The following is a 25,791-nucleotide window of genomic DNA, read 5'->3' as shown; positions in this document are numbered from 1 at the left end:
TTGATTTATTAGGTAATCCCCGTTATACTAGTACTAAATACTGATAGGGAGAGAATATGAGTTTTAGGAAATTTCAGCTATTGATGTCAAAATATGGTTTTAGCATCATTACTATGGTGTTAGAACTGGTGCTTGTTTTTTGGTTTTTCTTTTGGCTCGGTCGATGGACGCCTACTTTATGGATTGCCTTTGTGATTTTGTTCAGTGTGGCAACGATTTTGGCGATTGTCAATCGTTCAATGACGCCAGAAAGCAAAGTAACCTGGCTTTTAGTGGCTTTTATTCCAGTCTTTGGACCGTTGCTTTATCTGATGTTTGGTGAGCGTCGTTTGTCTAGAAGTGAATTGAAACAGTTGAAAAATATGGATCAAATGAAATTTCGTGAGGATAATAGTTATGAGTTGCGTTTAGAGTTGAAAAATACAGATAAGTCAGCTTATGGGATTATCAAATCACTTCTTAGCATGGATCATAATGCGGATGTATATGACGGTACGGAATCACAATTTTTCCCTTTAGGCGAAGAAATGTTTCAAAAAATGCTGGAAGATTTGCGTAAGGCAGAAAAATTTATCTTTTTGGAATATTATATTGTGGAAGAAGGTCTCATGTGGAATAGTATTTTGGATATTCTGCGTGAGAAAGTAACTCAAGGTGTCGAAGTGAAGATGCTCTATGATGATATTGGCTGTATGGCGACTCTTCCTGGCGACTACACCAGTCGATTACAAGCTATAGGGATTGATGCCCATAAATTTAACAAAGTGATTCCGCGAATGACAGTAGCTTATAATAATCGAGATCATCGTAAAATTCTTGTTATTGATGGGCAGATTGGCTATACTGGAGGGGTCAATTTAGCAGATGAGTACATTAATCACATTGAGCGTTTTGGTCACTGGAAAGACGGTGGGATTCGTTTAAATGGTCGTGCAGTAAAGGCCTTGACACGTCTTTTTCTTATGAACTGGTATATCAACCGTGGAACCATTAGCGATTTTGATCAATATCATTTGGACAATAAAGCAATAGATGCATCAGGACTTTATATTCCGTATGGAAGCGGACCTAAGCCTATGTACAAAGCTCAAGTGGGTAAAAATGTCTACCAAAATATTATCAGTCAAGCGACAGATTATGTGTATATTGCTACACCGTACTTAATTATTGATTATGACTTGACAGAAGACATTAAAAATGCAGCTATGCGTGGGGTAGATGTGCGGATTGTGACCCCTTCCATTCCAGATAAAAAGCTGATTCAACTCATTACGCGAGGCGCTTATCCAGACTTGATAGCAGCTGGGGTGCAGATTTACGAATATACCCCAGGTTTTATTCACAGTAAGCATGTGGTGGCAGATGATGATTTTGGTGTGGTTGGAACAATCAACTTTGATTATCGAAGTCTGGTTCACCACTATGAAAATGCTATTTTGATGTATAAAACGCCTTCTATGTTTGACTTAAAACAAGATTTTGAAAACCTTTTTGAGAATTCTCAAGAAATTCATGAGGATACTATTAAAAATACTTGGTATCAACGTTTAATCAAAGAGATTGTCGAATTGTTTGCGCCGATGCTATAAAAATTTCTCTTGTATGAGAGGAATTTTTTCTTTTTTACGAATAATTTAGTAAAAAGAAGGCGAAATAATGATACATCTAACACAAGAAGAACAAGAATTTTTGCAAAAGTATACAAACAGAAGTCATCACCGTTTTCGAGATTTGGAATATTATGCCTTGCTTTTGCAAAAGATGAAGATTGTGTCAGAATCAAGCTGACAGATAGAGGAGATTTTGGTATACTAAATAAGACTGATATCAAGGAGAATCTTTATGCACGACACAATGCTTGAACAAGGGCCAATGGTAGAGAGTATTCACGAAGAAAGTGAACAGAAAAAATTTTTTGTAGAACCTACACCGACGCCGTTTGTCGTTTTATTTTTGTGGAGCTTATTATTGAGTGTTTTAAGTGTTGCCAATCCATTTTTGACCAACTTTGCTACTAATCTGCAATCTCAAAATTTATATGCTGGATGGGCAATGGCGCAGGGGCAGGTTATTTATGGAAATATTTATGGAACGAGTGGTTTGCTTTATTATCTAACTAATTGGGTGGGTAGTCTTTTCATGGGCAATATTTTATTTGCAGTAGTGCAGTGCTTTGCCCTATTTGTTGCAGGAATTTTTCTTTTTAAAATTGTTTACCAATTAACAACTGTAAGGAATACCTCTGTAAAGATTCTTTCTTTATTTTATGGATTAACCTTAGCTTTGGGCTGGGGCGGTTTATATTCTAGTATTTTTGCTTTTCCTTTTGTATTTGGTGCACTGTACTTTCTGATGCGCTATGTTGCAGGAGAAGCTAGTGACAGAGGTTTTATTGGTTTTGGTGCGCTCGGTACATTGATGTTTATGACAGATCCGATGACAAGTCTCGTGTTTTATTTAGTGGCTTTCCTTGTTTTGTCAGCTTATAATATTAGTGTAAAGAAAAAAGTACATGGCCTTTATCAATTTTTAGCAGCACTTGTAGGCTTTTCGTTTCTATTTTATCCTTTAGGCTATTATACGGTTTTAAATGGTAGCTTTGGTCTTGCGATTAGTCAGATTCTTTATCCGTTGGAAAGCTTACGCTTTGCAGGGCAGCACTTGTTGTATAATGGTTTACTTTATGGTGGGTTAATCATTGGAATTGGTTTAGTGTTTTCTTGGGTGAGAAGTTTTTCATTGCCAGCAAATTCTTTGGAACGTTTCCTGCAGCTATTTAGTTTTTTCGCGTCCTTAATTTTAGTTTTATTTGTTTTCTTTTTGCCAGATCAAGGCGCTTATCAGCTGTTGCCTGTTTTGCCATTCTTCCTGATTTTGCTCAGTATGTGGTTAGGAAAAAGTAAACTTAAAAGAGGTGGACGTCATAGCCGTGTACAAAAATCTACATCTATTTTAGGAACGTATGTTGCAAAAAATGCTTTCTTGCCGCTTTTAGCAGTTACTTACTTAATTGGTTCTCCGCTTGTTAATCACTATATTTTATCTTCAGGTGAAGCAAGTGAACGTGTTTCTGCGGCAAATTATATCAAAGATAAAGCGAAGAAGACTGATAAAATCTATGCTTGGGATAAAACAGCAGCGCTTTATCAGGCGAGTAGACACTTATCTGCAGTACCAATTTTAACACCTAGCTTGTACCAAGGAACCGATGAAAATAAAATGGCGCTAGCTAGGAGTCTGAAAGAAAATGCACCAACCTATATTTTAGTGAATAATCAAGTGCCTGTTCTTCAAGATGTGCAAAAACAAATTCAGAAAAATTATGAGAAAACTGACCTGGAACTTCATCATTTCAAGCTTTATAAATTAAAATGATTTAATCAATATCTTGTGTTTAAAATAAAATTTTAAGTTTTTTACCACAAGATATTGATTTTTTTTATGAGAGTGATATAATATGATTTATATGAATGGAGGAGCTCATGATAGCATTAAAAGAAGAAACAGTACAAGGTTTTGCTGATATTTATGTTGAAAAACGTGACGGTCGTCGTGTGGCTTTTGACGCAGATAAGATTTATAAAGCGCTTGTCAAAGCTAGTCAAGAAGTAACGACGATGACGCCGTTGTTAGAAGCAAAACTTGAAGGGATTACCAATAAAATTGTAGCAGAGGTGATTGAACGCTTCCCTGCTGGTGTTAAAATTTATGAAATTCAAAATATCGTTGAGCATGAATTGTTGCAAGCCAATGAATATGCTATTGCGGAAAGTTATATTACTTACCGTACCCAACGCGATTTTGCGCGTTCAAAAGCAACAGATATCAACTTCACAATCGGCAAATTGCTGAATAAAGATCAAGCGGTTGTCAATGAAAATGCCAACAAGGACAGTGATGTTTTCAATACTCAACGTGATTTGACAGCGGGGATTGTTGGGAAATCAATTGGTTTGCAAATGCTGCCGCCGCATGTAGCAAACGCCCATCAAAAAGGGGATATTCATTATCATGATTTGGACTATAGCCCATATACGCCGATGACAAACTGCTGCTTGATTGATTTCAAAGGGATGTTGAAAAATGGTTTCAAGATTGGAAATGCAGAGGTGGAAAGTCCAAAGTCGATTCAAACCGCGACTGCGCAAATTTCTCAAATCATTGCCAATGTCGCCTCTAGTCAGTATGGTGGTTGTTCAGCTGATCGAATTGATGAAGTTTTAGCGCCTTATGCTGAAAAGAATTACGAAAAGCATTTGAAGGATGCGCGTGAATGGGTCGTTCCTGAAAAACAGGAAGAGTTTGCTTGGGAAAAGACGAAAAAAGACATTTACGATGCCATGCAGTCTTTGGAATATGAAATCAATACCTTGTTTACGTCAAATGGACAAACCCCATTTACATCGCTTGGTTTTGGTCTTGGCACCAATCGTTTTGAGCGTGAAATTCAAAAAGCGATTCTTCAAATTCGCATTAAAGGTCTGGGGTCTGAACATCGGACAGCTATTTTTCCTAAATTGATTTTCACGTTGAAGCGCGGATTGAACTTAGAACCGGATAGCCCAAACTATGATATTAAACAGCTGGCTTTGGAATGCGCTACGAAACGGATGTACCCAGATGTCTTGTCTTACGACAAAATTGTGGAATTAACAGGTTCTTTTAAAGTTCCAATGGGCTGCCGTTCTTTCTTACAAGGCTGGAAAGATGAAAACGGTCAAGAAGTCAATTCTGGTCGGATGAATCTTGGCGTTGTGACGGTCAACCTTCCACGAATTGCCCTTGAATCTGAAGGCAACATGGAGAAATTCTGGGAAATTTTTAATGAGCGGATGAATATTGCTGAAGATGCGCTCGTCTACCGTGTCGAACGCACCAAAGAAGCGACTCCAGCTAATGCTCCTATTCTTTATCAATATGGTGCTTTTGGAAAACGTCTAGGTAAATATGATAAGGTGGATCAACTCTTTAAGCATCGTAGAGCCACGGTTTCTCTTGGCTATATTGGTCTGTATGAAGTGGCTACAGTCTTTTATGGTGGTGAATGGGAGCACAATCCAAAAGCCAAGAAATTCACAGTCGATATCGTTCGTGAAATGAAGCGCCGTGTAGAAGAATGGTCTGACCAATATGACTACCACTTCTCTGTTTATTCTACACCGTCTGAAAGTCTGACAGACCGCTTTTGTCGTCTGGATACAGAAAAATTTGGTCTTGTAAAAGATATTACAGATAAGGAATACTATACGAATAGTTTCCACTATGATGTCCGTAAAAATCCGACACCATTTGAAAAATTAGATTTTGAAAAAGATTATCCAGCAGCTGGGGCTTCAGGAGGCTTTATTCACTACTGTGAATATCCTGTTCTACAACAAAATCCGAAAGCACTCGAATCAGTCTGGGACTATGCTTACGATCGTGTGGGCTATCTTGGAACCAATACTCCGATTGACCATTGTTACAAGTGCGATTTTGAAGGGGACTTTACGCCAACCGAACGTGGATTTACTTGTCCAAACTGCGGCAATAGCGATCCTAAGACAGTTGATGTTGTGAAGCGAACTTGTGGTTATCTTGGAAATCCTCAAGCTCGTCCGATGGTAAATGGACGTCACAAGGAGATTTCGGCTCGTGTTAAACACATGAATGGTTCAACAATCAAGTTTGAAGGACATCATGTAGAAAAGTAGGAACTTTCATGGGAAAATATCAATTAGACGACAAAGGGAAAGCACAAGTCACACGCTATCATGAAAAACACTCGAAAGGTGGAATCAACAAGAAAGCTCGTGTTACAAGTTTGCGAGAACAATTTTTGCAAAAAGCAAAGAAAAAATAAGGGAAAGAGTGAGGTCTGCATGAAGCTAGTCTCACTCTCTTTCTATCAAGGTGTGAAATATGAAATTAAGACGACCAAGATTGGAAGATAAGGACGCAGTCATGGCTCTCATAATGGAATTTGAAAGTTTGAATGCCGCACATGATGGTGGTTTTTGGAACGAGGAGGATTTTGATTATGAAGATTGGATTGCTGGGAACCGAGATGCAGAAATGAGTCTCAATATTCCTGATACCTGGGTGCCAGCTATACAACTTGTCGGGTTTGATGAAGGACAAGCAGTTGGTTTTTTAAATTTGCGCCTGAGCTTAAATGAATATTTACTCGAACACGGTGGTCATATAGGCTATAGTGTTCGTCCATCTATGCAAGGGAGAGGCCGTGCTACTTCGATGCTGAAAGAAGGACTTCTTGTTGCTGCTTCAAAGAATATTCACCAAGTGCTGGTGACTTGTGCGGTAGATAATCCAGCTAGTCGAGCAGTAATTTTAAAAAATGGCGGAATATTGGAAGATGTACGAGCTGGGAAAGAGCGCTATTGGATAGATTTGGAGTAGAAAAATGACATGGAATACACCGAAGCCAGGTGAGTGGAAAAGTGAAGAGTTAAGCAAGGGGCGTATTATTGACTATAAAGCCTTTAATTTTGTGGATGGTGAAGGGGTGCGTAATTCCCTCTATGTCAGCGGCTGCATGTTTCATTGTGAGGGCTGCTACAATGTAGCGACCTGGTCGTTCAATGCCGGGATTCCTTATACGCAAGAGCTGGAAGAGCAAATCATGAAAGATTTGGCTGAGCCCTATGTTCAAGGCCTGACCTTGCTAGGAGGAGAGCCTTTTCTGAATACTGGGATTCTCTTGCCTTTAGTCAAGCGTATTCGACGAGAGTTGCCTGACAAAGATATTTGGTCTTGGACGGGCTATACATGGGAAGAAATGATGCTGGAAACACCAGATAAACTTGAACTTCTTAGTCTCATTGATATTCTGGTAGATGGTCGTTTTGATAAGGCAAAACGAAATCTCATGTTACAATTTCGAGGTTCCTCTAATCAGCGTATTATTGATGTACAAAAGTCTCTCAAAGCTGGAAAAGTGATTATTTGGGATAGATTGAATGATGGCACAGAAAGTTTTGAGCAGGTTAATCGAGATAAAACAGAATAAATTTAAACCAAGGTAGGACTTGATTGTTCCTGCTTTTTTGTTGTTTAAAATGTAATGGCGAAAGATTGCATTGAAAACGCATTTATAATTTAAAGTTTTTGTAATTTTTAAAGAATGTTTAACTTTCAGTTATTTTATGCTATAATGGAGTAATGAAATGGATAATTCTACGTAGGGGTTTAAAATGGTCCAAAAAAGATTGCGCTCTTCTAAGAAGAGAGGTTATCGAATCTTAAATATTGCATTGCTAATCGTTTTTGCATTGCTAACAGCATTATTGGTTTTTTCAATGTTTCGGTATAACATTCTAGCATTTCGGTACTTGAATGTTTTACTATCAATCTTCCTAGTAGCCGTAGCACTAGTGACTGGCTTTTTAATTTTTAAAAATAAAGCGCGTGTCACAACGACTATTATTCTCATTTTGGCTATTTTAGTTAGTTCAGGTGCGATGTATGCCATTAAAGAAGTGCTGGATTTGTCTAATGGTCTAAATGCAACATCCAACTATTCTGAATATGAAATGAGTGTGGTGGTACTGGCAAATAGCGACATTAAAGATATTAGCCAAGTGAAAAATGTTCTTGCTCCGACAGCAAATGATGAAAAAAATATCAAGGCATTAACAAACAACTTAGCAAAAACTAAAAAAGTCAATCTAACGGTTGATCAATCTTCTTCTTATCTGGCAGCTTATAACTCTTTGAGGAATGGTGAAGCGAAGGCTATGGTGCTAAATAGTGTTTTTGAAAGTGTTATCGAAAACGAACATCCAGATTATGCTTCAAAAATTAAGAAAATCTATACTTATAAGATTAGTAAGAAAATAGAAAATGCGCAATCACCAGCTACCAACAACGATGTCTTTAACATTTATGTTAGTGGTATTGACACTTATGGTCCCGTTTCGTCTGTATCTCGTTCGGATGTGAATATCATCATGACAGTGAATCGCAAAACAAAAAAAGTGTTATTAACAACAACACCGCGTGATGCTTACGTACCGATTGCTGATGGTGGCAACAATCAAAATGATAAATTGACGCATGCTGGCATTTATGGTGTGGAAGCGTCCATTCATACATTGGAAAATCTCTATGGCATTAAAACCAACTATTACATCCGACTCAATTTCACTTCTTTCCTCAAATTAGTGGACTTGTTAGGTGGTATTGACGTTTATAATGACCAAGAATTTACAAGTTTGCACGGGAATTATCATTTTGGTGTAGGAGATGTTCATCTAAATTCTGAGCAGGCTCTAGGCTTTGTGCGAGAACGATATTCATTGAGCGGCGGAGATAACGACCGTGGTAAAAATCAAGAAAAAGTAATTGCGGCAATTATTAAAAAGTTGACTTCAACACATGCTTTGAAGAATTACAATGAGATTATTTCAGGTTTACAAAATTCAGTTCAAACCAATATGAGTCTTGAAACGATGATGAATCTCATTAATACACAACTAGAATCTGGCGGTAGTTATACTGTGACTTCTCAAGCTGTTACAGGTGAGGGACGGACAGATCTTCCGTCTTATGCTATGCCAGATGCGAATCTTTACATGATGGAATTAAATCAAGATAGCTTGAATGCAGCCAAAGCGGCAATTCAGAAAGTGATGGAAGGTAAATAAGATTGATTGATATTCATTCGCATATTGTGTTTGATGTAGATGACGGTCCCAAGACACGTCAGGATACGCGAGAGCTTTTGACGGAAAGTTATCGCCAAGGAGTTCGAACGATTATTTCAACTTCTCATCGTAGAAAGGGAATGTTTGAAACTCCTGAAGAAAAAATCGCGGCAAATTTTCATGAGGTTCAGCAAATCGCTAAAGAAGTGGCGGACGACCTCACCATTCTTTATGGTGCCGAAATTTACTATACTAGCGATATTTTAGAAAAATTGGATAAAAAAATTATTCCAACTTTGGGTGGAACGAGTTATGCTCTGATTGAGTTTAGTATGACAACTCCATACAGAGAAATCCACAGTGCTTTAAATAATGTTCTGCGTTTAGGAATTACACCAGTTGTAGCCCATATTGAGCGTTATCATTACTTGGAAAACGATGTGAAAAAAGTGCAAGACTTGATCAACATGGGATGTTATATGCAAATCAATAGCTCCAGTGTCCTAAAGCCGAAGTTATTTAGTGGCGATAAGTATAAATTCATGAAGAAACGGGCGCAGTTCTTTATGGAGCAGGATTTAGTCCATTTTGTAGCGAGTGATATGCATAATTTAGGTCCGCGCCCCCCTTATATGCAGGAGGCCTATCAAATCATTTCTAAAAAATATGGCAAAGCATACGCTGATATGCTATTCCGTGAAAATCAAGAAATATTATTAAAAGATGAATTAATTTAGGAGAAGAAATGAAAAATCAAGATAATCAGACGATGGAAATTGATGTTCTATCATTAGTTAAAAGTCTATGGAGACGAAAATTTCTCATCGTTGTGACAGCTTTTGTGATGGCTATCATTACTTTAGGATATAATACCTTTATTATAAAGCCTAATTATACAAGTTCTACAAGGATCTATGTAGTAAATCGACAGCCTAGTGATAATTCCACATTGACAAACCAAGATTTGCAGGCTGGATCGTACTTGGTTAAAGACTATAAGGAAATCATTTTATCGCAGGATGTATTAGCCAAAGTAATCTCTGACTTAAAATTAAATATGCAGCCAAGTGCACTAGCTAAGAAGATTACAGTCACTGTTCCGACCGATACACGTATTGTCTCAATAGCCGTTTCAGATGGTGATGCAAAGGAAGCTGCGCGTGTTGCTAATAGCCTTCGCCAAGTAGCAGCTGAAAAGATTATAGCTGTTACAAAAGTAGCAGACGTGACGACATTAGAAGAAGCAGAAGTACCAAACTCTCCTTCTTCACCGAATATCAAACGCAATACCTTAATTGGTTTCTTAACTGGAGGAGCCTTGATTTCAATGGTTATTATTATCGTTGAAGTGTTGGATGATCGAGTGAAAAAGCCAGAAGATGTGGAAGAAGCGTTAGGAATTACTCTTCTTGGAGTTGTGCCGAATATGGATAAACTAAAATAGGAGGAAATGATGCCAAGATTAGAATTAGCTAAAAATAAAGAGAAAGCTCTCAAAAAGTCAGAAGAATATTACAACGCTTTAAGAACCAACATTCAGCTTAGTGGAGAAAATATTAAAGTTATTGCTGTTACTTCTGCACAGTCCGGTGAAGGGAAGTCAACAACTTCTACTAATCTAGCTATTGCTTTTGCACGATCAGGCTATAACACTTTGCTGATTGATGCAGATCTTCGTAATTCAGTCATGTCGGGAGTTTTTAAAACACGTGACAAAATTACAGGTTTGACAGATTATTTAGCTGGTGCAGCTGATTTATCAAACGGTTTATGTGATACAAATGTTGAAAATTTATTTGTGATTGAAGCAGGACAGATTTCGCCCAACCCAACTGCACTTCTTCAAAGTAAGAGCTTTGGGATGATGGTTGCTATTTTACGAAATCATTATGATTATATTATCATCGATACTCCTCCTATTGGAATTGTGATTGATGCAGCCATCATTGCTCAAAAATGTGATGCTAGTGCGTTAGTGGTTGAATCAGGAAATGTAAAACGTAAAGCTTTACAAAAAGCTAAGGAGCAACTAGAGCAAACAGGCACTCCATTCTTGGGAGTTATTTTAAATAAGTATGATACACAGCTAGAAAAGTACGGTTCTTATGGTAATTATGGAGACTATGGGAACTATGGCAAGAAAAAATTTAGGAGTAGGGATGCTTGAAAATAGAAAAGAATTTCAAAAAATAGAGATTGTATTGACACAACTACTTTCTGTTGTCACTATTTCTACAATTATGAATTTAGTCTTGAATTCAAAACTAACAAGTAATGACATCATCATACTAGTATTGCTGCATATCGTTGCTTTTTATATCAGTAATTATGGTTACCACTTTTTCAAACGCGGTTATTTGGTTGAGTTTACAGAAACGATAAAATACAGTGCCTTATATACTGTTATGATTACTTTCTTTTCATTTATGTCAAAAGGTAGCTTTTTACTAACTCGGAAAGATCTTATTCTTTTTATTCTTTTAAATGCTGTTTGTATTTATTGTATCAATTTGTTGATTAAACAATATTATCTGCGAGTGCATCCCAGACTAAAAAGTAGTAAGAAAGTACTAGTCATTACTGTTTCAAGCCGCTTGGATAGAATTTTGCAGCAGCTAACGCAAACTTGCTCATTTAATGATTGCATCGCTGCTGTCTCTGTATTTGATAATTCCTATTATCAGCATCCCAACTTCGATGTTGTTCCGAGAGAATGTCTCATTGAATTTGCGACTCGTTCCGTTGTTGATGAAGTCTTTATTAGTTTGCCAAGCGATTACTATTCCATTGAGGATTTGGTTATTCAGTTTGAGAATATGGGAATCACAGTTAATGTGAATATTAACGCCTTAGATTTTCAAATTGGTGAGAAGAGGCTTCAAGAGATTGCTGGTTTTAGCGTAGTCACTTTCTCAACAAATTTCTACAATTATAGTCATATTGTTGCCAAACGAATTTTAGATATTATTGGCTCTTTCTTTGGACTTTTGCTTTGTGGTATTGCAGCGATTTTCTTAGTGCCAATGATTCGTAAAGATGGTGGGCCAGCTATTTTTGTTCAGGAACGTGTTGGGAAAAATGGTCGGATCTTTAAATTTTACAAATTCCGCTCTATGTACATAGATGCCGAAGAACGTAAGAAAGAACTGATGGTACATAATACCATGAGTGGTGGGATGTTTAAAATGGATGATGATCCTCGGATTACTCCAATTGGGAAATTCATTCGGAAAACAAGCTTGGATGAATTACCACAATTTTATAATGTTCTTAAAGGAGATATGAGTCTTGTGGGAACGCGCCCACCAACCAAAGATGAATATGAGCACTATACTCCTGAACAAAAACGGCGTTTGAGTTTCAAGCCAGGTATCACTGGTCTGTGGCAAATTAGTGGTCGCAGCAGTATTACTGATTTTGACGAAGTTGTCAAATTAGACGTCGCTTATATTGACGGTTGGACCATTTGGTCAGACATCAAAATCTTACTCAAAACAATTAAAGTTGTGCTAATGAAAGACGGAGCAAAGTAGTCTTGCTTCCTCTTCTCTATTTTTGATGAAAGAAAAATGATAAAAACAGTTTATATTATTGGTTCTAAAGGAATTCCAGCTAAATATGGTGGATTTGAAACCTTTGTAGAGAAATTAACAGAATTTCAAAACAGTAAAAATATTCAATATTATGTTGCTTGCATGAGGGAAAATTCAGCAAAATCTGGCATTACAGAAGATTTTTTTGAGCATAATGGAGCAATTTGTTTCAATATTGATGTTCCAAACATTGGTCCAGCTCGCGCCATTTCCTATGATATTGCTGCTCTAAATAAGGCGATTGAAATAGCAAAAACAAACAGGGACGAAGCACCGATATTTTATATTTTAGCCTGCCGAATTGGTCCGTTTATTTCAAGTATAAAAAGAAAAATCAAAGCTCTTGGAGGAACTCTGATGGTTAATCCGGACGGGCACGAATGGCTACGAGCTAAGTGGAGCTTGCCTGTTCGTAAATATTGGAAATATTCAGAGCAACTCATGGTCAAGCATGCGGATTTGTTAATATGCGATAGTAAGAATATTGAGAAATATATTCAAGCTGACTATAAAAAGTATCAACCTAAAACGACTTATATCGCCTATGGAACAGGCACAAGTAGCTCTAAGTTGCAATCTAGAGACGAAAAGGTTCGTAGCTGGTATCAGGAAAAAAACATAACTGAAAATGGATATTATTTAGTGGTGGGACGGTTTGTGCCTGAGAACAACTATGAAGCCATGATTCGTGAATTTATGAAGTCTAATTCTAAAAAAGATTTTGTTCTCATTACAAATGTGGAACAAAATAAGTTTTACGATCAGTTACTTAAGGACACAGGTTTTGACAAAGATTCTAGAGTCAAATTTGTCGGAACTGTTTATGACCAAGAGTTACTCAGGTATATCCGCGAGAACGCTTTTGCCTATTTCCACGGTCATGAAGTGGGCGGAACTAATCCGTCGCTTCTTGAAGCTTTAGCATCAACTAAGCTGAATTTATTACTAGATGTTGGCTTTAATCGTGAAGTGGGTGAAGATGGAGCGATTTATTGGAAAAAAGATGAGCTAGCGCATGTAATCGAAGAAGTGGAACGATTTGATGAAGGTGCTATTTCGGAATTAGACGAAAAGTCTAGTCAACGAATTGAGGATGCATTTACGTGGGAGAAGATTGTGGCTAGATATGAGACAATTTTTAATTAATAAAGCATACTAACAGATTGTTAGCTTATCTTCTATTAATTTTTCTCTATCGTGCCTGCTTTGTTTACAGACTCTTCTTCATTATGTTATTGAAATTTCGAATGTTTAGTAAACGAATGTGATTTAATAATGATGTGATGATTTTAGTGGACAAATACGAACCCTTGAAAGAGATAAGCTAATATTTTTATGAAGAAAAAGAGGATAGATATGATACATTTGAGCATAATTGTTCCTGTTTACAATACAGCTATAGATAAATTAGAACAATGCTTTCAGTCTATCAAAACTTTTATGGATAAGAATAGTTCCTTAAATATGGAATGTGTTATCATTGATGACGGTTCAAAGGGTAAGGTATCTGACTGGTGTCGAGAGTTTTCAGAGACAAAGGCTGGTTTTAGATTTTATAAAAAAGTTAACGAAGGTGTTAGCGTAGCGAGAAATATGGGGATTAGCCTTTCTAAAGGACAATACATTATATTCGTTGATTCAGATGATATTCTTGTTTCCTTTAATGAGTTGGAACAGTATCTTTTGGATGGCAAGTATGACCTTATTTTTAGCGATTTAGCGACTGATATCCAACAAAAGCATATGTGGAAGGCGTTTGAAGGTGACTCACGGGAGATCGATTTTGAGACAGTAATTAGTAGGATTGTCAGCGATGGGACCTTAAATGGTCCTGTTTGCAAGATTATAAGAAAAAATTTGTTAGACCAACACCATATAGAGTTCGACAAAACGATGATAACGGGAGAAGATTTGGTTTTTTTTATCCATATCTTATTACAAAAACCTAAAATGTATTATATTTCTCAATGTACCTATATCTATAAATTAGACACAAATACGTCTAACAGCCGCTTGAAAAATTGCTCGAAAGTTTTTATACAAAATAATGTTGTTGCCTATAAAAATATGATTCAGTTGATTAATCAATTTTCCAGCAATCAACATAAACACACATTTGAAAAAAGGGCAACAGAGATATATATAAAGCAATTATTCAATTCTCTTGCAGATTTGCTAGAAATGGGCTTGTTGTCGCAAGAGTTAAAAGACTACACAGTACAGTTGTTGTTAGAGTTGGATAAGCAGACAGTAGATTTGATTCAGGAACAAAAACTGTCTAAATCAAATTTTCAATTAACAGTATTACTCAACAAGTGGTGGTTGCTGTTAGCAGTAGCTAGTAGAATGAGGATTCTATACTTGAAAATTAAAAATAGCTTATAAGGAGTAGGGATGTTACCTTATATTGGTGTCTTTTTTGCCTCTAGTTCTTTGATAGCATTGTCAGAGAAAATAAAGAAAAATCAAAGACTTCTTTTTGTTATATTAGCTTTAGCTCTCCCATGCATGCTTGCAGGATTTAGAGCAGACCATATTGGAACTGATACAGAGGTTTACTTAATGCCGACGATTAATGCGGCCACCACCTCTCATTCTTTTTCAGAATATTTGAATACTAGTTGGTATAGAATTTGGCGTTTTTTATCCGTAAAAGATTTTGAACGAGGTTTCACACTTGTAGTCTATATAACTACAAAATTATTAGGCGCTTTCTGGACAAAGTTTATTTTGGAACTGCTTATGATAGCTCCAACCTATCTAGCTATAAAAAAATATGGGAAATACCCAGCATGGCTAGGGATGATGGTGTTTTATCTTACTACCTATAATTCAACCTTGAATATGATGAGACAATCAATAGCAGTCGCATTCACTTTATTGGGTATTTTATACTTTATTGAGAGAAATAAGAAGGGCTTTGTTACTTGTTTATTGGTGGGCTGTTCCTTCCATATTTCTGGGCTTGTTTTGTTAATGATTGCAGCGATGTTTTACTTTATAAAACCAAATCAGCAACTTGACACGCTATTCTCAAGGAGAGTTGAGCTTCAAAAAGTTGCTCTCATATTGGTTTTAGGTATAGCCTCCCTGTTTTCCTTAGGAGTAGTGTCTAGCATTTTAAAAATTATAGGTTTAGGAAGCTACGTAAATTATATTGGCGGAACATTTCATTTTGTACAGAGTCAATTATTGAGTCGGTTTCCAATTATGCTTCTTATGCTTATCAGCTGGTATAAGTGGAATGAAGGGGAAAGTTATGCTAGATTTTTCATAGCGATGTTTATTCTAGAGGTCTTGTGTTTGCAACTAACTAGTGTAAATGTATACTCGGGAAGAATTGCCTACTTTTTCTCTTCTGTTAATGTTTTGGTCTATCCTTCCTTGTGTTACTGCAGACCGCAAAAAGGGTATCGCTTTTTCATGATTAGTGCCTTACTTGCCTATCTTCTCTTTTATTGGTGGTTTTACTATGGAATACAAGGAATAGATGCGACTATTCCATATGTGATGATATGAGGAGGAAGTATATATAATGGAAATATTTGTCAGAGGTTTTTTCCATGTTAATTTAGGTGATGATCTATTTTTGTATATTCTTGCAAAACGATATCCAGATCATAATTTTCATGTGATTCTTAATGAAGAATATACAAAGGTATTTCGTAATGAAAAAAATATCATTGTCCATCCATATAAAAAAATAAGAAGAGGATTAGATCGTTTTTTAATTAACTGTAATAAAGATTACTATGTAGAAATAGAGAAAAAGTGCCAACTCAATGTTGTGATCGGGGGATCTATTTTTCAGGAAAATGTAGATGATGTGCTTGCCCGTGAACGTTTAGCTAGAATGCCTCAATTAAATCCTACTTATATTTTAGGAGCAAATTTCGGTCCCTATGTAACGGAAGAGTATCGCTTGCTTGTTAAAGATTATCTTACTAAAGCAGAAGATGTCTGTTTCCGTGATGAATGGTCCAAGCAAAAGTTTCCAGAATTAACGAAGGTCCGTTTTGCACCGGATATTGTTTTGGGAATACAGAACATCATTCCAAAAATGGATGAGAAAAAGAAAAGAATTTTTGTTTCCGTTGTAGACTGTTTTAAAAAAGGGGAAAATATAAAAAAATATGCAACTAATTATGAAGAATTTATCCTTCGTTGCATAAATTATTATAATGAGCAAGGTTATGAAATTATCCTCTCTTCTTTTTGTAAAATGGAAGGTGATGAAGAGGTAATTGATAGAATTCTAGAGAAGCTACCATCAGATAAACAATCTGAAATATCTATTTTGAATTATAATGGAGAGAATTGGAGAGAGGTAGTTGCTTCTATCCAACAATCAGAAAAAATCATTGCCTCAAGATTCCATAGTATGATTCTCGGTATGGTCTTTGGTGTGTTAATTCTCCCTATTGCTTATAATAAAAAATTTGAACAGTTTCTTGCTAATTTTGACTTATCGCATTATTGTATTTCAGTTTCAGATATAGATCGTCAAGGGCCTGAAGATTTGAATTATTTATTATTTGACGGCAGTACTAATATAACAGAACAAGCTAATGAGCATTTTATGAAACTAGATGAACTATTAATGAGAGGCACACTTTGAAATAATGAGTACTACAAAAAAAAGTAATCAAAATAAAAAAACAGCTATTCAATTAATCTTGATGATTATATTAACGTGCCTATCTCAAATTGTGGCTTTATATAAATCTCGATTTACAGCTGTTAACTTTGGTGCAACCGATTATATGGATGCCTATAATTTTTCTTTGGAAATTGCAACATTTGTTTTTTCATTTGTTACAGGTGGGGTAACTACTGTAATTATTCCAGCGTATGTAAAGAAAAATTCTTCTAAAGCAGTGAATACTTTTATTACACTAACCTATGGTTGTATTTTATTATTAAGTTTAGGGCTTATTATTTTTCGAGTACCTTTATTATCCGTCTTAACTGGTAGAGGGACTGACTTTATAACTATTGCTTCAGATTTTTTAATAGTCTCTTTTATTATTCAAGGAATTACATCTGTATTAGCTGTAACTACAGCGTATTATCAATGTGAGGATAGGTACAACATTCCAAAGATAATAGTACTTATTGTCAATATGATAGTATTAATTATTTTATTGCTTGGGGTTATTAATAATATCTATTTGTATTTTCTGATTTTGATTGCAGGATCAATTATTAATTTAATTTTAGATGTTATTGTGGCTGTTAGAATAGGCTTTAGGTATAAATTCTGCTTTGATATTAAAAATCCAGAATTTAAACATATGATGTTTGTATTTTTACCTACTTTGTTAAGTTCAGGGGTCTATAAACTGCATACAATGGTAGATACTACTATTGCAACCAATTTAGCAGAAGGTCAGGCTACAATTTTAAGTTATGCTTCACAAATTATAACAATGGTAAATACTGTTATTGTTGGGAATTTAACGGTCTATGTGTATCCTAAAATTGTGGCAAATTTAAAGAGTAAAAACATATTTAAATATTTTTGGGATTACTGTATTCTTTTTCACGGTGTTCTAGCAATCATTATTGCAGGTTTTATAAATGTTGGTTTTGAGGGATTAGCTTTGCTATTTTTTGGTGGGAAATTTACACTAGAAAATGTAAATGTTCTCTATATTTGTGCCTGTGTTTATATCAGCGGACAACAGTTTAATGTCGTTCGTGACTTGATTTATAGATACTTCTACGCAAATTCTAATACAAAAGAAACATTTAAGAATAGTGTCATAGTCAGTATCTCAAATATTATACTTAGCTTGTCACTAGTTCCTTTTTTGGGGGTTTATGGTATTGTTCTGGGGACTGTGTTATCTAATGTAATTTCATTATGCATGATTTCAATTCGCTTCAATAAGAATTTTGGTTTAGGTATAAAGATTAGCTATATATTAATCGAAATGACTAAAAATATTTTGGCAATGTTGGGGACGGTAGTCTTTATACATTGGTTAAAGGCAGTCTTTACTATAAATAATTTAATCTTATCTATTGTTGTATATGGTCTAGGCACTGTCCTAGTATATTTGATACTAATTTTACTATTAAAAACAAAAATGAGACACATAAAATTATAATCAGGCAGAGTGACGGATTATATAGAGGAAAGAATGTATCTTACTTCAAAATATTCTTGGCTTTGTTATTAACCCTAAGCTTCAACGCTAACTAATAAGCAAATGTGTTTATATTTAGAGCATTATCCCAATGAACTTTGAAAAACTAGGGACTGGAAAAGGTATTTTATAAACAATTATTCGAACTTAAAAAACAGTTTTTCAATGAACTGTTCCATCTTTAGAATGCTTTTTAATGGTAAGTAAAGAAAGGAATTTTTTAGTGAATATTTTTGCAAAATTGATAAAAACAAAAGGCACAGAAATCTTCAGAGATTTAGTTAGGTCAAGAGTCCTTTTTAGAACGATAGCTATTTTACCATTGGTTGGTTTTTCAAAAAAATCATTAGAAATAGTCCGTCTAAATAATAGTAATGTAGTTCTTTCAAGATTGAGAAGGAAGTACAGATCGACTATTACAAAATTTAGGAAAGACAATCAATATTCACTTGTGTATGATCAACAACAAAGAAACTTTTCCAAAAAGATATGGATTTGTTGGTTTCAAGGTTTAGAGGCTGCCCCTCATGTGGTTCAGGAGTGTATCGCTTCGGTTAAAAAACACCTATCAGACAGAGAAGTGGTTGTTTTAACAGATGCTAATTACCATCACTATGTGACTTTCCCAGATCACATTAAAACAAAAATTGCTCAGGGAATTATTTCCAAGACCCACTTGTCAGATTTATTGCGTTTGGAATTACTGACCAAGTATGGTGGTACATGGATTGATGGGACGGTATTTTGTTCGAGTTCAGATATTCCCTCGTATATGTTAGATTCGAATTTATTTCTATTTCAAAATTTAAAACCTGGTCTTGATGGGCAGGCATTAGCTATTTCAACTTGGTTTATGACAGCGAGCAAGTCTCACCATCCGCTTTTAGAATTAACAAAGGATTTGCTTTATTTTTATTGGGAACAGAATAATACTATGGTTGATTATTTTCTGATTCATCATTTCTTTCAGTTATCAATTGAAGAATTTCCTGAATACTGGAGTAAAGTCGTTCCTTTCAATAATTCAACTCCTCATATTCTACAGTTGCGCTTGTTTGAAAAGTACGATGAAACAATGTATCATTATATTCTTGAACAGACACCATTCCATAAGCTAACATATAAATTTGAAGAAGAAAAGTCGAGAATACCGAATACTTACTATAAACACTTATTTTGATAAAAATGATAGTAGTTGATTGAGAGACTGTTGTTAGGTATAGAATGCTATTGAGATATTATCGGGAGGGATGATATGAAAGAACTAACTACTCGAGAGATGCAAGAAGTATCGTTGGAGATTTTACACACGATTGCTAGTATTTGTGAAAAGCAACATTTTCGCTATGCTTTGATTTACGGGACTTTAATTGGTGCGGTTAGGCATAAAGGGTATATTCCTTGGGATGATGACGTTGACATTATGATGCCCCGACCTGATTATGATCGCCTATTGGAGTATTTGAAGGAAAATATCGTCGATTATTCACATTTAAAAGTATTTAATCGAGAAGAGTGTCCAGAATATCCTTACATGATTACTCGAATTAGTGATCAGAGATACCGAATTGAGATGGAAAATGAGAAACCTTTTGGTTTGGGAGTTTTCATTGATATCTATCCCTATGATGGTTTGGGAGATACGAAAGAAGAAGCGGTTGCCTTCGGTATGAAGGGGGATCGTTTATCATCGTTTTGTTATCAGGCAACTAGAGAACATTTTGCGATTGAAACGACAACATCAGCTTTTAGGAAGTTAATTAAATACCCGGTTTATCTGTTTTCTAAAGTGATTGGAAAAAATTACTTTCAAAGTCAATTAGATAAGTTAGCGAGAGTCAAAGATTATGACAACAGTAACTTTGTTGGTTGTGTGATTTGGTTATCATGGGGAGAAAAAGACATCTTTCCGCGTGAGTGGTTTGATGAGACTATTTTAGTTCCTTTTGAGAAATATGAATTTAGAATTCCTAAAGAGTTTGACAAAATTCTGCGACATGAATATGGAGATTATATGATCTTACCTCCCGAAAAGGATAGAGTAGGACATCACTATTTTAAAGCTTATAAAAAATGATAGCTTACTATACAAAGAAAGAGGAAATTATGAGATTATTCTATTTTATATATAATTGGAGCAGAAAGTTAAAGGCGGAGTTTTTCTGCTTAGAGTTTTGTATGGTTTTGAGTGTCCACGTAAAGCTAAAATAGGGGAAAATGTTAATTTTGAACATCGTGGGCTAGGAACAGTTATAAGTAGCAATGCTATCATTGAAGACAATGTGACCATACAACACCATGTAACATTAGGGATTAAAAATGATGATGATAGAATTATCATAGGTGAGAACTGTTTTATAGGAGCTTATGCATTTATTTTAGGAAATGTAAAAATTGGTGCTAATTCTAAGATTGGAGCAGGAACTATGGTTTTACATGATGTTCCAGCAGGAAGTACGGTAGTTAATCCTGTGGAACTAAAAGTACTAGCTTCAAAAGCAAGCGTTATCAAGCATTCAGTAGTAGAGTAAATTTAAAATAGGTTCTTAGTGATAGTAAAGTAAGTGCCTCAATAGAATATGGCTCTTTTCTACCATTTGTCAAGTCTATCAAGGCTTTAAGTAAAAAAAGAGATAAGACAGTAGCTATTCTGAGGTTACTGTCTTATTTTTAACACTTTTTGATCCATAAAAGGGCATGCTAAAAAACACCTCATCTGGTATTTTTTGAAACAAGGTGTTACAATAATACGGCATAGACAGCCTTATCGATTTTGGGTCAAAGAATAATCGTAAAGTTTGTTATGCGTAATGAGGTAATACATTGTTCGAATGAGACGATGTATAGAGGCAATCGTATGTGGCTTAGTTGAAGCTATTGTTGATTGTCTTTTTCGTTTCTCATAAAAGTCAGCGATATGGCAGGGATTGGTATGACTAGCTGAAGCGATGTTGTGAATGCACTTGAACAAGATTTTTCTGGCATGGGGATTACCTCGTTTAGTGATGTGTTCTTGAGCCAGAAAGTTTCCAGATTTGTAGTGTCTCAGGTCAATGCCAATAAAAGCGTTGATTTGATTGGCAGAGTGAAATCGACGAATATCTCCCAATTCGCCAATGATAGATGTCGCTGTGGTTTCTGAGATGCCAGGAATTGACCGTAAGATGTCATACTCTGGTAAAGGCTGAGCTAGAGCTATCATGTCGTTTAAGACAACTTGTCTGCGTTCAGAAAGACGAAGCAATTCTTGAGCATAGTAACGAACCTCTTCAAGCATTGGAGAGGTTTTCTTGACCGCACAAAAAGATTGTTTAGCGAGTTTTATAAGTTTATCAGTCAGGTAAGCAATACGCTTTTCAGAGATGCGTTTGGAGGTAGATTGACGGATAATCTCATACAAGTCACTTTGAGATAGGCTTAATACAAACTCTTTACATGGAAAAGCCATCACTAAGTTCCAATATTGCTCTCCAGTTGGTGTGGATAAGAGATTTTCCAATTCAGGAAAGGTAACTTGTAGAACCTTGTGCAGACGGTTTTTAGCTCGAACAAGATCTTCAGTCATATTTTGATAGAAACGGCTTAAATCACGCAGGTGTTGATAAACTTCTTCCTGCACGTAAGTTGGTTTACGATTGTGCACAAGCTGAGATTTAGCCAACTTTTCAGCGTCAATTTTATCTGTTTTACGAACTCGCAGACTGTCCAATTGCTTCTTAGCTTCCAGTGGATTTAGCCGTGTATAAGCGTAACCACATTCCTCAAGAAAAGCCTGAAGACGTCGAGAATAGACGCCTGTGGCCTCAAATATAATCTCAGGGTTATGAACAGTTTTCAAGTCCCCCAACAGGCGATTGAATCCAATGGCATCATTGAGTATGGAGTAGCCATGAACCTTCTCACCGTTGACTAAAATTGCCACCTCAGAACTTGTTTTACTTACATCAATTCCAAATACTGCACGCATGACATTACCTCTTTTGTCTTGAATAATTCCATGTTTTAGTGATTTTATTTTCAATACGCGACGTTTAGCGTCCCACATACTTTGATCAAACTCCACCTAAAACAAGGTGTCTTGCCAGTTTGTCAAGCGACGTCTAGCGCCATAGAGCCCTACGACTTTACAAGACACCACTACTTTAACATAAAGAAAAAGTAGTGAGTACTCTCTCCCGTCGGAGATTTCTTCACTACTAATCTTAGTATGTTTTCTACAACAGAATAAGCTCCATAATCCCTGCGGTGGAGTTACCCACTACAGAAATTATAGAGCTTTTTGAGTGCACATAAAAAGTCTCATAAGAATTATAATGAAAGCACCACATAATACACTAGAAAGCTGCTCGTGAAACTTATTAAGAATACCACAGAATTAATCGGAATTAAAGACTCTAATATGACTATTTCATTCGTTTTTGAAAAAAATACTCACATTGAGATTCAAGAAAAACTGGATTATCCAGCATCTAGGTCGGACATTCTTGAAGACATGCATTGCCATCATGAATCAGTATGACAAAAAATCATTGTCTTATCGATCCCTAAAGAATTACTAGCGACTCTTTCAAAAGGACAGTCGAAAACTATCACACAATACCTTCTATTCAGGGACTTCCCGTCAAACCTTGTCGCCATACGAATTTATTAAGAAAACACTAGGATTCTCAAACGAGATCACCAATTACTATAATCTCTATCAATTTTTGCTTTTTCACTTTTAAGAGAAGAGGGTGGCTGAGTTTTTTGAGCTAATCCATAACAACTTAGCTGTCATCAATTCTTGTTTTCAGATTGTTTTTAAAACTTTTCTTAAGCATAAACAATACATCACAAGCGCACTAGAATCAGATTATTTGAACTCCAAACTTGAAGTTACAAACAAGCTTATTAAAGATATCAAGTGTTAGGGGTTCGGCTTTAGAAATTTTTTAAACTTTAAGAAGCCTGTTTTCATCATGCTAAACATTAAAAAAGAAAAGACCAATATGGTCCTTTCTCGATGTTAGCTTTTCCTCACCCACCACAGTTGATAAAGAGCCTAAAGCTAACGATTTGGGGTTATGATTTAAAGCGAATTTATGATTCAATTAAGACTTTTTAGAATAATTAGGAACCCATTTACCGTCAGCTCCTACATAGTATTTTCCGTTGTCAACCCAAGAATTTCTCGCCATTTTTCCATCTTGCCCGACCCAATAGGTATTGTCAATCCATTGGTTTTTCGCTGGGGTGCCGTCTGCTTTGTAGTAGAACCAATCACCTTTGGCATCTTTATGCCAGCCAGGTTTATGAGCGTCTTTCACCCATTTACCGTCAGCTCCTACATAGTATTTACCATTGTCAACCCAAGAATTTCTCGCCATTTTTCCATCTTGCCCGACCCAATAGGTATTGTCAATCCATTGATTTTTCGCTAGAGTGCCATCAGCTTTGTAGTAGAACCAATCACCTTTAGCATCCTGTCCCCAACTATTCTTTTTTCCTTGAATATTGAAAACGAGTTTGACAGTAGTATTTTCGGTAACTTTATTTTTTTTCGGTAATCTTAGTGTAATTGGAATAGTGTAGTTTCCTACTTTTTTAGGAGAGCCGGTTATTTTAATTATTTGTGGGCTATCAGTTTTCGTAACCGTTAAACCGTCTGGTAGCTGTTTTCGAACCTGATCCCAGTCTATTTGAACATCTTTTCCATACCCTAAATAGACTGAGAAGTCTTTCCCATGCTTAATATTGAAAACTTTTTGTTGATTTTCTTTTAAAATTGAAGTAGGTCCTGCAAAATTACCATCCTTGATTAATAGAGTAGATTTTTTATTAAGATAGGTATCATAGACGGCATCGTCTGGAGAGACTACGGTTTTGCCACTTACTTCTTTCCCCGTTTTATCAGTATAATAATAGTGAGGAGTTGTTGTAGGGGGAGTGTAACTCACTTCTTGATATTTTGTACCGTCCTTATTTGTTTTTATTTCGATTTTATAAGGGGTACGCTCACTATCTCCGACGTTTAAACCACCTAGATCAGTAAGAAAAAAGTGAAAATCTTTAGTTTCTGCACTATATCCATAAGAGCGTAACAATTTTTTGGATAGGATATCATCTTTCATATTTTTTAAAATTTCAGAGATATAATTTTGCCCTAATTGTCCTTTGAATGTTGTTCTATAAGTAAATAAAGGCTTTCCAGACTTAACTTCATCTTCTGTTTTCCAAACTTTGATAGTGATATCTTTATTTATATTGTTCTGTTTATGTTGTACCAACTCTGCAGTATTTGGAGATGTGATTGCTGATGCAGGAGTCGCTGACATTAAAAATGCCAAACTGACTCCACCAATAATAAGTGTAGCTTTTTTCATTTTAGACATAGTAATATTTCCTTTAAATTTATAATATAATTTATTATATCATGTGTTTCAATTTGTTTTTTGTATTTCTTGTAAGTTATATGTAAAAATTATATTTAACTAAGAAGAGAATTTTTAATCAAATTTATAGTTGTTTGGTAAAGAGAATGCGTTTAGATGATGACTATTATTTTAAGGCTGATTCTTACAATCACAAGCGAATCAAAACAAAATTAAAAGGATTGAGTCCTGTTCAATACAAAACCAAATCCTTTCAACAATTATTTTGGAGTCAGCACACAGTTTTCTGCTTCTTTTTCTGTAAGAATTCGTTATTTATCACTTTGATATTGGGAGTATCCTAATACATTATGTAGATGTTGCAAATCTTCTAGACTATCAATTTCAAAAATACTGTTATGGGAAATAGATTGGATTTTAACGTTTAAGTTAGGGAGCTGCTCTAGAACGATATTATCCCAATAAATATCTGCATAATTTCCTAACTCAAATTTTTTTTCAATTGCTTCTTGTAATAAAGCACCATCTGTAGAATTCCAATAGGAAACTCCGCATATAATAGGTCCTTCTCCATCTTCAATAGTGATATCTGTCACAAAAGAATCACTATTGGTGTGAAGAACCCATTCTTGCTTAAAATTTGTTTTATAAGCAGAAAAATAAGTAGAAGTTTCTAGATTGTTTGACAAAAAATTATCAACTAAATAATTATCGGCATCAATAACATAAGTATTTGATAGATACTGTTTGACTAAATACATTGTATAAAAATTGTTATAAATAGCATATTTGTCATTATGTACTAAAGTTACTTGATATTTATCTTTTAAAAATTCAAATTTTTCGGCTAAGTGACCTGTAACAATAATAATTTCATCTATGCCTTTTTCTCGTAAGAAATGGATTTGTCGTTCAATCAAGGTTTCGTTTCCTATCTTGATTAAAGATTTGGGAGTCGTTAGAGTAATTGGTCGGAGACGAGTTCCCATGCCAGCAGCTAAAATAATAGCTCTCATAATAACCTACTTTC

General features: G+C 35.4%; 23 protein-coding genes and 2 pseudogenes. 22 read left to right on the top strand and 3 right to left on the bottom strand.

Annotation, left to right across the window (positions count from 1 at the left end; all coding sequences use genetic code 11):
- Positions 1-56: 56 nt before the first annotated feature.
- From cls to SCSC_RS08745, 20 genes are all read left to right on the top strand, one after another.
- A complete protein-coding gene (gene cls / locus SCSC_RS08835) occupies positions 57-1,589 on the top strand; it encodes a cardiolipin synthase (RefSeq protein WP_003071454.1) in 1,533 nt (510 codons plus the stop codon).
- Positions 1,590-1,656: 67 nt separating this feature from the next.
- Positions 1,657-1,788, top strand: a complete 132-nt coding sequence (locus tag SCSC_RS09450) for a hypothetical protein (RefSeq protein ID WP_003071451.1) — start codon at positions 1,657-1,659, stop codon at positions 1,786-1,788.
- A gap of 54 nt (positions 1,789-1,842) precedes the next feature.
- Positions 1,843-3,375, top strand: a complete 1,533-nt coding sequence (locus tag SCSC_RS08830) for a hypothetical protein (protein WP_003071446.1) — start codon at positions 1,843-1,845, stop codon at positions 3,373-3,375.
- 107 nt (positions 3,376-3,482) lie between these two features.
- Positions 3,483-5,693: an anaerobic ribonucleoside-triphosphate reductase gene (nrdD, locus tag SCSC_RS08825; RefSeq protein ID WP_006270475.1), complete on the top strand. Its 2,211-nt coding sequence runs from the start codon at positions 3,483-3,485 to the stop codon at positions 5,691-5,693.
- Between the two features lie 8 nt (positions 5,694-5,701).
- Complete coding sequence (locus tag SCSC_RS08820) at positions 5,702-5,842, top strand: hypothetical protein (RefSeq protein WP_006270489.1); 141 nt, start codon at positions 5,702-5,704, stop codon at positions 5,840-5,842.
- Positions 5,843-5,901: 59 nt separating this feature from the next.
- Positions 5,902-6,399, top strand: coding sequence for a GNAT family N-acetyltransferase (locus SCSC_RS08815; RefSeq protein ID WP_006270469.1), 498 nt, complete (start codon positions 5,902-5,904; stop codon positions 6,397-6,399).
- A gap of 4 nt (positions 6,400-6,403) precedes the next feature.
- Complete coding sequence (gene nrdG, locus SCSC_RS08810) at positions 6,404-7,009, top strand: anaerobic ribonucleoside-triphosphate reductase activating protein (RefSeq protein ID WP_003038320.1); 606 nt, start codon at positions 6,404-6,406, stop codon at positions 7,007-7,009.
- Between the two features lie 184 nt (positions 7,010-7,193).
- Positions 7,194-8,645, top strand: coding sequence for an LCP family glycopolymer transferase CpsA (gene cpsA / locus SCSC_RS08805; protein WP_006270510.1), 1,452 nt, complete (start codon positions 7,194-7,196; stop codon positions 8,643-8,645).
- Between the two features lie 2 nt (positions 8,646-8,647).
- Entirely contained in the window at positions 8,648-9,382 is a 735-nt protein-coding gene (gene cps4B, locus SCSC_RS08800) for a capsular polysaccharide biosynthesis protein Cps4B (protein WP_006270494.1), read from the top strand.
- Between the two features lie 8 nt (positions 9,383-9,390).
- A complete protein-coding gene (locus SCSC_RS08795) occupies positions 9,391-10,089 on the top strand; it encodes a Wzz/FepE/Etk N-terminal domain-containing protein (protein ID WP_006270511.1) in 699 nt (232 codons plus the stop codon).
- A 9-nt stretch (positions 10,090-10,098) separates the two neighbouring features.
- A complete protein-coding gene (locus tag SCSC_RS08790; protein ID WP_006270473.1) occupies positions 10,099-10,812 on the top strand; it encodes a tyrosine-protein kinase in 714 nt (237 codons plus the stop codon).
- Positions 10,805-12,178 (top strand): sugar transferase, encoded by a 1,374-nt coding sequence (locus SCSC_RS08785; protein WP_006270500.1) that lies wholly within the window; start codon positions 10,805-10,807, stop codon positions 12,176-12,178. Before SCSC_RS08790 ends, SCSC_RS08785 begins: the two co-directional genes overlap by 8 nt.
- A 36-nt stretch (positions 12,179-12,214) precedes the next feature.
- Positions 12,215-13,384: a beta 1-4 rhamnosyltransferase Cps2T gene (gene cps2T / locus SCSC_RS08780; RefSeq protein ID WP_006270504.1), complete on the top strand. Its 1,170-nt coding sequence runs from the start codon at positions 12,215-12,217 to the stop codon at positions 13,382-13,384.
- Between the two features lie 210 nt (positions 13,385-13,594).
- Positions 13,595-14,623, top strand: coding sequence for a glycosyltransferase family 2 protein (locus SCSC_RS08775; protein ID WP_006270507.1), 1,029 nt, complete (start codon positions 13,595-13,597; stop codon positions 14,621-14,623).
- A 9-nt stretch (positions 14,624-14,632) separates the two neighbouring features.
- Positions 14,633-15,757, top strand: a complete 1,125-nt coding sequence (locus SCSC_RS08770) for an EpsG family protein (protein WP_006270501.1) — start codon at positions 14,633-14,635, stop codon at positions 15,755-15,757.
- 16 nt (positions 15,758-15,773) lie between these two features.
- Complete coding sequence (locus SCSC_RS08765) at positions 15,774-16,856, top strand: polysaccharide pyruvyl transferase family protein (RefSeq protein ID WP_006270484.1); 1,083 nt, start codon at positions 15,774-15,776, stop codon at positions 16,854-16,856.
- Positions 16,857-16,860: 4 nt separating this feature from the next.
- Entirely contained in the window at positions 16,861-18,351 is a 1,491-nt protein-coding gene (gene murJ, locus SCSC_RS08760) for a murein biosynthesis integral membrane protein MurJ (RefSeq protein ID WP_006270481.1), read from the top strand.
- Between the two features lie 262 nt (positions 18,352-18,613).
- Positions 18,614-19,570, top strand: a complete 957-nt coding sequence (locus SCSC_RS08755; protein ID WP_236587525.1) for a capsular polysaccharide synthesis protein — start codon at positions 18,614-18,616, stop codon at positions 19,568-19,570.
- A 75-nt stretch (positions 19,571-19,645) separates the two neighbouring features.
- Positions 19,646-20,467, top strand: a complete 822-nt coding sequence (locus SCSC_RS08750; RefSeq protein ID WP_006270497.1) for a LicD family protein — start codon at positions 19,646-19,648, stop codon at positions 20,465-20,467.
- Between the two features lie 55 nt (positions 20,468-20,522).
- On the top strand, positions 20,523-20,921 hold the full coding sequence (locus SCSC_RS08745) for a serine O-acetyltransferase (protein WP_006270471.1): 399 nt from the start codon (positions 20,523-20,525) through the stop codon (positions 20,919-20,921).
- 233 nt (positions 20,922-21,154) lie between these two features.
- Here SCSC_RS08745 and SCSC_RS08740 read toward each other — a convergent pair whose 3' ends face one another.
- A complete protein-coding gene (locus SCSC_RS08740) occupies positions 21,155-22,357 on the bottom strand; it encodes an IS110 family RNA-guided transposase (RefSeq protein ID WP_006270466.1) in 1,203 nt (400 codons plus the stop codon).
- A 457-nt stretch (positions 22,358-22,814) separates the two neighbouring features.
- Here SCSC_RS08740 and SCSC_RS08735 point away from each other — a divergent pair.
- Positions 22,815-23,399: pseudogene (locus tag SCSC_RS08735) on the top strand (transposase); the annotation flags it as partial.
- Between the two features lie 81 nt (positions 23,400-23,480).
- Here the strand turns inward: SCSC_RS08735 and SCSC_RS08730 are convergent.
- On the bottom strand, positions 23,481-24,761 hold the full coding sequence (locus tag SCSC_RS08730; RefSeq protein ID WP_006270465.1) for a hypothetical protein: 1,281 nt from the start codon (positions 24,759-24,761) through the stop codon (positions 23,481-23,483).
- Positions 24,762-24,940: 179 nt separating this feature from the next.
- Here SCSC_RS08730 and SCSC_RS08725 point away from each other — a divergent pair.
- Positions 24,941-25,015, top strand: a pseudogene (locus SCSC_RS08725) (IS3 family transposase); the annotation flags it as partial.
- A gap of 57 nt (positions 25,016-25,072) precedes the next feature.
- On the opposite strand, the gene SCSC_RS08720 reads toward SCSC_RS08725, so the two are convergent.
- On the bottom strand, positions 25,073-25,777 hold the full coding sequence (locus SCSC_RS08720; protein WP_006270486.1) for a sugar phosphate nucleotidyltransferase: 705 nt from the start codon (positions 25,775-25,777) through the stop codon (positions 25,073-25,075).
- Between the last annotated feature and the right edge of the window lie 14 nt (positions 25,778-25,791).

The organism is Streptococcus constellatus subsp. constellatus (assembly GCF_023167545.1).
Lineage (GTDB): Bacteria > Bacillota > Bacilli > Lactobacillales > Streptococcaceae > Streptococcus > Streptococcus constellatus.
This window is presented reverse-complemented; position numbering and strand designations above follow the sequence as displayed.

Excerpts from the sequence above, each read along its gene's own strand:
- nrdG (WP_003038320.1), top strand. The coding sequence starts at position 6,404 with ATGACATGGAATACACCGAAGCCAGGTGAGTGGAAAAGTGAAGAGTTA.
- SCSC_RS08720 (WP_006270486.1), bottom strand. The coding sequence starts at position 25,777 with ATGAGAGCTATTATTTTAGCTGCTGGCATGGGAACTCGTCTCCGACCA.
- SCSC_RS09450 (WP_003071451.1), top strand. The coding sequence starts at position 1,657 with ATGATACATCTAACACAAGAAGAACAAGAATTTTTGCAAAAGTATACA.
- SCSC_RS08785 (WP_006270500.1), top strand. The coding sequence starts at position 10,805 with ATGCTTGAAAATAGAAAAGAATTTCAAAAAATAGAGATTGTATTGACA.
- SCSC_RS08775 (WP_006270507.1), top strand. The coding sequence starts at position 13,595 with ATGATACATTTGAGCATAATTGTTCCTGTTTACAATACAGCTATAGAT.
- SCSC_RS08790 (WP_006270473.1), top strand. The coding sequence starts at position 10,099 with ATGCCAAGATTAGAATTAGCTAAAAATAAAGAGAAAGCTCTCAAAAAG.
- SCSC_RS08770 (WP_006270501.1), top strand. The coding sequence starts at position 14,633 with ATGTTACCTTATATTGGTGTCTTTTTTGCCTCTAGTTCTTTGATAGCA.
- SCSC_RS08795 (WP_006270511.1), top strand. The coding sequence starts at position 9,391 with ATGAAAAATCAAGATAATCAGACGATGGAAATTGATGTTCTATCATTA.
- murJ (WP_006270481.1), top strand. The coding sequence starts at position 16,861 with ATGAGTACTACAAAAAAAAGTAATCAAAATAAAAAAACAGCTATTCAA.
- SCSC_RS08740 (WP_006270466.1), bottom strand. The coding sequence starts at position 22,357 with ATGCGTGCAGTATTTGGAATTGATGTAAGTAAAACAAGTTCTGAGGTG.
- cps2T (WP_006270504.1), top strand. The coding sequence starts at position 12,215 with ATGATAAAAACAGTTTATATTATTGGTTCTAAAGGAATTCCAGCTAAA.
- SCSC_RS08750 (WP_006270497.1), top strand. The coding sequence starts at position 19,646 with ATGAAAGAACTAACTACTCGAGAGATGCAAGAAGTATCGTTGGAGATT.
- SCSC_RS08820 (WP_006270489.1), top strand. The coding sequence starts at position 5,702 with ATGGGAAAATATCAATTAGACGACAAAGGGAAAGCACAAGTCACACGC.
- cls (WP_003071454.1), top strand. The coding sequence starts at position 57 with ATGAGTTTTAGGAAATTTCAGCTATTGATGTCAAAATATGGTTTTAGC.
- nrdD (WP_006270475.1), top strand. The coding sequence starts at position 3,483 with ATGATAGCATTAAAAGAAGAAACAGTACAAGGTTTTGCTGATATTTAT.
- SCSC_RS08730 (WP_006270465.1), bottom strand. The coding sequence starts at position 24,761 with ATGTCTAAAATGAAAAAAGCTACACTTATTATTGGTGGAGTCAGTTTG.
- cpsA (WP_006270510.1), top strand. The coding sequence starts at position 7,194 with ATGGTCCAAAAAAGATTGCGCTCTTCTAAGAAGAGAGGTTATCGAATC.
- SCSC_RS08830 (WP_003071446.1), top strand. The coding sequence starts at position 1,843 with ATGCACGACACAATGCTTGAACAAGGGCCAATGGTAGAGAGTATTCAC.
- SCSC_RS08815 (WP_006270469.1), top strand. The coding sequence starts at position 5,902 with ATGAAATTAAGACGACCAAGATTGGAAGATAAGGACGCAGTCATGGCT.
- SCSC_RS08765 (WP_006270484.1), top strand. The coding sequence starts at position 15,774 with ATGGAAATATTTGTCAGAGGTTTTTTCCATGTTAATTTAGGTGATGAT.